5 protein-coding genes and 1 pseudogene are annotated in these 6,771 nt (G+C 59.9%); 5 read left to right on the forward strand and 1 reads right to left on the reverse strand.

Translation table 11 applies throughout. From position 1 onward, the window contains the following. From B7L15_RS19640 to recQ, 5 genes and pseudogenes are all read left to right on the forward strand, one after another. Window positions 1-212 (forward strand): annotated as a pseudogene (locus B7L15_RS19640) (hypothetical protein); the annotation flags it as partial. A gap of 10 nt (window positions 213-222) precedes the next feature. Then, complete coding sequence (locus B7L15_RS19125) at window positions 223-1,506, forward strand: ABC transporter substrate-binding protein (RefSeq protein ID WP_085920477.1); 1,284 nt, start codon at window positions 223-225, stop codon at window positions 1,504-1,506. A gap of 77 nt (window positions 1,507-1,583) precedes the next feature. Beyond that, on the forward strand, window positions 1,584-2,468 hold the full coding sequence (locus B7L15_RS19130) for a carbohydrate ABC transporter permease (RefSeq protein WP_085920478.1): 885 nt from the start codon (window positions 1,584-1,586) through the stop codon (window positions 2,466-2,468). Continuing rightward, complete coding sequence (locus tag B7L15_RS19135) at window positions 2,465-3,307, forward strand: carbohydrate ABC transporter permease (RefSeq protein WP_085920479.1); 843 nt, start codon at window positions 2,465-2,467, stop codon at window positions 3,305-3,307. The genes B7L15_RS19130 and B7L15_RS19135 overlap by 4 nt, the downstream gene beginning before the upstream one ends. A 64-nt stretch (window positions 3,308-3,371) precedes the next feature. After that, window positions 3,372-5,198 carry a DNA helicase RecQ gene (gene recQ, locus B7L15_RS19140; RefSeq protein ID WP_085920480.1) on the forward strand — a complete coding sequence of 609 codons (1,827 nt, stop codon included), beginning with the start codon at window positions 3,372-3,374 and terminating at the stop codon, window positions 5,196-5,198. Window positions 5,199-5,236: 38 nt separating this feature from the next. Here the strand turns inward: recQ and B7L15_RS19145 are convergent, their stop codons facing one another. Beyond that, window positions 5,237-6,484, reverse strand: coding sequence for a GGDEF domain-containing protein (locus tag B7L15_RS19145; RefSeq protein ID WP_085920481.1), 1,248 nt, complete (start codon window positions 6,482-6,484; stop codon window positions 5,237-5,239). Window positions 6,485-6,771: the final 287 nt, after the last annotated feature.

Genomic DNA, 6,771 nt, shown 5'->3' on the forward strand with positions numbered 1-6,771 from the left:
GCGAAGASSTGCGCGGCCGCCACGCGATTACCGGCCAGCACTGCCGGATCGGCTGGCCTGCGTCCGCCGCGCACCTCTTCGCCGAGGACGGCCTGCGTCGTGACGATCTTGCCGCTTACTCACTCATGCCCACCGTATCCCCGGAAAGCGAATTACCCACTGGTTCACCGCAAGATGAATTGCGCCACTCCCAGCTCCAATCCCAACGTTGAGGTGTCTCCCATGCGTGCCCGTCTCCCCTTTGCTCTTTCTGCCCTCACCGCTGGCCTGCTCAGCGCCGGTCAGGTCGCCGCCAACGGCCCGGTCGAATTGACCATGTACTACCCGGTCGCCGTCGGCGGTGCGCTTACCGATGTGGTCGATGACCTGGTCAACGAATTTGAAAGCGAGCATCCCGATATCGACGTGGAAGCCATCTACGCAGGCAACTACGACGACACCCGAGTACGCGCCATGTCGGCGATGGAAGCGGGAGATACGCCGCAGCTGTCGGTCATGTTCTCCATCGACCTCTACGAATTGCTGGAACAAGATGCCATCGTGGCCTTCGACGATCTGGTCGAAAGCGACGAAGAACGCGAGTGGCTCGATAGTTTCTACCCCGGGCTGATGGAAAACGGCCAGTTGGATGGCAAAACTTATGGCATTCCCTTCCAGCGCTCCACCATCGTGCTGTTCTGGAACAAAGACGCCTTTGAAGCCGCCGGCCTCGACCCCGAAACGCCCCCCGAGAACTGGGAACAAATGGCCGAAATGGCCGCCACCGTGCGCGAGGCCTCCGACGGCGAGCAATGGGGCGTGATGGTACCGTCCACCGGCTACCCCTACTGGATGTTCCAGGCCTTCGCCTTCCAGAACGGCCACCGGCTGATGAGCGAAGACGGTACCGAGGTCTATTTCGATGACCCTGCCGCCATTGAAGCGCTTGAATACTGGGTATCGCTGGCCAATGAGCACGGTGCCATGCCTGACGACACCATCGAATGGGGCACGCTGCGCCAGAATTTTATCGAGGAATCCACCGCGATGATGTGGCACACCACGGGCAACCTGAGTGCTGTGCGTAGCGAAGCAGACTTCGATTTTGGCGTGGCCATGCTGCCGATGAAAACCCAGCGCGGTAGCCCCACCGGCGGCGGCAACTTCTACATTTTTGAAGATACGACGGAAGAAGAACAGCAGGCAGCAATGACGTTTATCCGCTGGATGACCGCCCCTGAACGTGCCGCAGCCTGGTCGATCGAGACCGGCTACATGGGCGTCAGCCCTGCTGCCTACGAAACCGAAGCCCTGCGAGACTACGTCGCCAACTTCCCGCCTGCGGCGGTCGCCCGGGATCAGTTGGAACACAGCACGGCGGAGCTTTCCACCTACCAGGGTGGCCGTGTGCGCCGCGCTCTGGACAATGCCGTTCAAGCCGCGTTGACCGGTCAGATGACGCCTGAAGACGCCCTCTCTCAGGCACAGCAAGAGGCCGAAGGTGTGCTACGCCGCTACGCCCGCTAAGGCGCGTCAAAAAAACATAACGCTTTCATATTCGCCGGGGTGCGCCCCGGCTTTTTCCGGACTCGCGGTGTTCAATCATGACACTAACCGCCCACGCTAAAATGCAACTTTACGGCGCGCTGCTGTTGCTGCCTGCCGCCGTACTGCTGGCTGCTTTCGCCTATCTGCCCACGATCATGACCGTCATCAACAGTCTTTTTCTTCCCGGCTTTCGTGGCGAGCCCGCGGCGTTTGTCGGGGTCGAGAACTATCAGGTGCTGTTTGACGACCCGACCTTCTGGCAGGTGGCGCGTAATAACCTGCTCTATGCGCTGGGCACCATTCCCACCTCCATTGCCCTGGCGCTGGGCATGGCGCTGTTTGTCAACGGCAAGCTGTCGGGGCGCGGCTTTGTGCGTATGGCCTATTTCACGCCGACCATCCTGCCGATGATCGCCGCCGCCAATATCTGGATGTTTTTCTATGCACCGCAGATCGGCCTGTTCAATAGCCTGCTGGAAACATTGGGATTTTCCGGCGTGAATTGGCTGGGCGATCCAAGCGTGGCCCTCGGCTCGGTGATCGTCATGTCGGTGTGGAAGGAAGCCGGTTTCTTCATGATTTTCTACCTGGCCGCGCTACAGAGTATTCCACCGGAACTCAAGGAAGCCGCTGACCTTGAAGGGACCGGCCGCTGGAGCTTCTTCTGGCGGGTTACCTTTCCGCTACTGATGCCCACCACACTCTTTGTATTGATCAATGCGCTGATCAACGCGGTACGCGTGGTGGATCACCTGTTTATCCTGACCAAGGGTGGGCCCAACAACGCCACCAACCTGCTGCTTTATTACGTCTACGAAAATGCCTTCTCGTTCTTCGACCGCACCACGGCGGCGACCATTACGGTAGTGATTCTTCTGGTGCTCGCCGTGGTCGCAACGCTGAAGTTCACGATCCTTGATCGCAGGACGCACTACCAATGAACATCACAACGACCACTGCGCCCCGCTCTCGTTATGTCTCCATTCCGTCGCTTGAAACGGTGGCCGCATGGCTGCTGGCGGTTATCTGGGTCTTTCCGCTGCTGTATGCGTTCTGGGCCGCCTTTCATCCCAGCGAATTCATGGTGAATTTTGAAATATTCGCCCCGCTGACGCTGGAAAACTTCACCGATGCCTGGTCAAAGGCGCCCTTTGCCCGCTACTACCTGAACACCTTTGCACTGGTGACCGGCGTGGTATTCGCCCAGTTTGTGGTCTGTACCCTGGCGGCATTCGCGTTTGCCCGTTTTCCGGTGCCCGGCAAGAACGTCCTGTTCATGCTGGTGCTGATTCAGCTGTTCGTGTTTCCCGAAGTACTGATCGTCGAGAACTACCGTATCGCCAGCGGGCTGGGCTTGATCGACACCATCACCGGGATCGGCCTGCCCTACGTGGCCAGTGCTTTCGGGATTTTCCTGTTGCGCCAGACGTTCAAGACCATCCCCCGGGAGTTGGAGGACGCTGCGCGCATCGAAGGCTGCAACTGGCTGGAAATTTTGTGGAAGGTCTATGTACCGCTGGCCAAGCCCACCTACCTGGCTTACGGCCTGGTCTCGATCAGCCACCACTGGAACAATTTCCTGTGGCCACTCGTCGTCACCAACTCGGTAGAGAGCCGTCCGTTAACCGTCGGGCTGGGCGTCTTTTCGGCACCGGAAACCGGCGTTAACTGGGCGACGGTGAGTGCCGCCACCCTGTTGAGTATCGCCCCCCTACTGGTCGCCTTCCTGCTCTTCCAGCGCCAGTTCGTGCAGTCGTTTTTACGGGCGGGGATTCGCTAGGCAGACGCCCCTCGGGTTTTTCGTGCGACAATTCTCTCTCAGGCACGAGACAAGGAGAGCATTGATGCACGGCGACCCTCACCCGGCAGCCCTCAAGGTACTGCAGGAGGTATTTGGCTACGACAGCTTTCGCGGCCCGCAGCAGGCGATCATTGAGCATGTGATCGCCGGTGGCGATGCGCTGGTGCTGATGCCCACCGGCGGAGGCAAGTCGCTGTGCTATCAGATCCCGGCGCTACTCCGCGAAGGCACCGCCATTGTGGTTTCGCCGCTGATCGCGTTGATGCAGGATCAGGTAGCGGCACTTCAACAGAACGGGGTCAGGGCGGCCTACCTTAACTCCAGCCTTGATTATCACGAGGCAGTCGAGGTTGAGAACCGCCTGCGAGCGGGGGAACTGGATCTTTTGTATGTCGCGCCCGAGCGGCTGGCCACGGCTCGTATGCAGATGCTGCTGGAGCAGACCCGGATTGCGCTGTTCGCCATTGATGAGGCCCACTGTGTCTCCCAGTGGGGCCACGATTTCCGCCCCGAGTATCGCCAGCTCTCCCAACTACACCAGCGCTTTCCCCACGTGCCACGCATCGCCCTCACCGCCACCGCCGATGTGCCCACCCGGGGCGATATCATGGAGCATCTGCAGCTTCAGGAAGCGGCGCTTTACAACAGCGGCTTTGACCGGCCCAACATTCGCTACCATATCGCCGAGAATCAGGGTAACGCCAAGGAGCAGCTGCTGCGCTTTATTCGTGAGCACCACGACGGCGAGGCGGGTATCGTCTACTGCCTTTCCCGGCGCAAGGTGGAGGAAACCGCCGCCTGGCTGGAGCGCCAGGGGCTGACGGCACTGCCCTACCATGCGGGGCTTCCCCCCGAGCAGCGCCAGTACCACCAGACCCGCTTTCTGCGCGAAGAGGGTGTGGTCGTCGTGGCCACCATCGCCTTTGGCATGGGCATCGACAAGCCGGACGTGCGCTTCGTCGCCCACCTCAACCTGCCCAAGAGCATCGAAGCCTACTACCAGGAGACCGGCCGGGCCGGGCGCGACGGCCTGGCCGCCGATGCCTGGATGGCCTACGGGCTTCAGGACGTGATCACGCTGCGCCAGATGCAGCAGGACTCCAGCGCCGCCGACCATCAAAAGCGCATCGAACAGCAGAAGCTCGATGCCATGCTCGGGCTTTGCGAGATCATAAGTTGCCGCCGCCAGGCGCTGTTGAACTATTTTGGCGATCACCTGGACGCCCCCTGCGGCAATTGCGACAACTGCCTGACGCCACCCGAGACATGGGAGGCCACCGTGGCGGCGCAAAAGGCGCTCTCTTGTGTCTACCGCACCGAACAGCGCTTCGGCGTGACCTACCTCGTGGATGTACTGCTAGGCAAAAGCAACGAGCGTATCACCCGCTTTGGCCACGACCGCCTCAGCACCTTCGGCATTGGTAAAGACCTCGCGGCCAGCGAATGGAGAGCGCTCTTTCGCCAACTGATTGCCAGCGGCTTTTTGAGCGTGGATATGGAGGGGCACGGCGGCATCAAGCTAACTGCCAATGCCAAGCCGGTGCTGCGCGGCGAGCAGACCCTCACCCTGCGCAAACCAAGCAAAGCCAAGGCAACTCGACGGGGAAGCAAAAGCACCTCTGTGCCGCAGGGCCACGGCCCGCTGTGGGAAGCCCTGCGTCAGCACCGCCGTGAACTGGCTGAAGCCCAGGGCGTACCTGCCTATGTGATTTTCCACGACGCCACCCTGGCCGAGATGGTCGAGCAGACCCCTCAGAGCCTGGCGGCACTGGGCGCCATCTCCGGCATCGGCGCGCGCAAGCTGACGGACTACGGCGAGGGCTTTCTGAACGTTATCCTGACGCATCAGGAAACCGAGCAAAGCAGCTGAACCCGCGTGTCCTCAGGCCATGGCATTGCTGATAGGCGCTACCGTGCTGATCTACATAAGTCACCAGCAGCGTCATCGGCGTTTGGTAAATCAACCGGGTTAGCCACCCAGATACGATTACGGCCCCAGCGCTTGGCTTGATAAAGGGCCTGATCGGCGTGGGAGAGTATATCGTCAGCGGTCATGTTTGCCTCTGGGGGCAGCACCGCCACGCCCACGCTGACCGTGACAACCGCCTGAGGCGAGACCCCGGCATTGGCTATCTGCAGGGCTTCGACGCCGCGACGGATACGCTCGGCCGCGGGCTCGGCAGCTTCCGGCGACGCTTCCGCCATGAGCACAACGAATTCCTCACCGCCAAACCGCACTACCAGATCGGCGCTGCGGCTATTCAGCTGCATAGCCCTGGCCACCTGACGCAAACAATCATCACCCTGAAGGTGCCCATAACGGTCGTTGTAGGCTTTAAAGTGGTCGATATCGATCACCATGAGCCCTAGCCAGGCGTTTTTATCGACGGCCTCACGCCAGCGCGTCGCAAATTCCATATCGAGTTGGCGACGGTTGGCCAGGTTCGTCAGCGGATCGGTCAGCGACAGTTGGGAGAGCATTTCATTGTTTTTCAGGTAATGACCTGCGCGCAGCTTTTCCCGCAACACATGCAGATAGGCAAGCCGTTCGCTGCGCTCGAGACGATAGTTGGCCACCAGCGTGAAGGCCCCATTGGCCAGAAGGGTAAAGATGGCCAGTCGCTTGATTTCCAGCGGCATTGGGGCGTAGTTAACCACAAACGCCACGATAATCAGAACGCTGAGCACTGAGGACGCCAGCGCATAGCCGAAACGCAACGAATAGACGATATTACCCACCACCAGAATGAGCCCGAAGGAGAACACATCCAGGTAGGAGTAGCGCGCGGTGGACGAGACAAGAACCATGCAGGAGATTAGCGTGGCACAGATCACCGTGGTGGCCATCAGAAATTCGCGAGTTCGAGGCGAAACCCCGCGATATACCCACCAGAGGATAGTCAGCCCGACGGGCAGCATTACCCCCGCCCGCAACGCCACCGCGGTGGTAAACGCATCGGGACGAAAACTGAAGTCGTTGATCAGGAAGAGATTATAGATAAACGCCGCTATCAGCCCTGCCACCACCATGTTTCGGCTGCGCTGACGCTGCGTATCGGCCTCGAAATGCGCTTCTACATGGTCGGCAAAGCGTAATCGCCAGGCACCTCGTCCAAGCTCGTCTTCGACGTCTTTGAGCAACACGTCATTGACCATGCCTCACCCCTATGACCCAACCAGCTCACCTTTCGCATCAATGCCGCGTTAGTGGGCACAGTACTTTACTTTGAAGACGGTTATGCAAAGCCACGATAGCATCAACCTGAATCCGTGAAGCCGGCGCCGACACTTTCCCTATCACCGCCAGCGAGCACTTTTTGATCATTCGCCCCGTGCAAGTTGGCTTTCGCAAGCCCGTTATTGCCAAAACCCACCGTGCTGATCGGTGCTGACGGCCCGTTTTGTCATGCCTTTCCACCCGCCAGGCACGACATATCTGGCGA

The organism is Halomonas sp. CSM-2, from assembly GCF_002119345.1.
Lineage (GTDB): Bacteria > Pseudomonadota > Gammaproteobacteria > Pseudomonadales > Halomonadaceae > Vreelandella > Vreelandella janggokensis.

What these genes read in the sequence shown, in the direction of transcription:
- B7L15_RS19125 (WP_085920477.1), top strand. Translation starts at nt 223, where the DNA reads ATGCGTGCCCGTCTCCCCTTTGCTCTTTCTGCCCTCACCGCTGGCCTG.
- B7L15_RS19130 (WP_085920478.1), top strand. Translation starts at nt 1,584, where the DNA reads ATGACACTAACCGCCCACGCTAAAATGCAACTTTACGGCGCGCTGCTG.
- B7L15_RS19135 (WP_085920479.1), top strand. Translation starts at nt 2,465, where the DNA reads ATGAACATCACAACGACCACTGCGCCCCGCTCTCGTTATGTCTCCATT.
- recQ (WP_085920480.1), top strand. Translation starts at nt 3,372, where the DNA reads ATGCACGGCGACCCTCACCCGGCAGCCCTCAAGGTACTGCAGGAGGTA.
- B7L15_RS19145 (WP_085920481.1), bottom strand. Translation starts at nt 6,484, where the DNA reads ATGGTCAATGACGTGTTGCTCAAAGACGTCGAAGACGAGCTTGGACGA.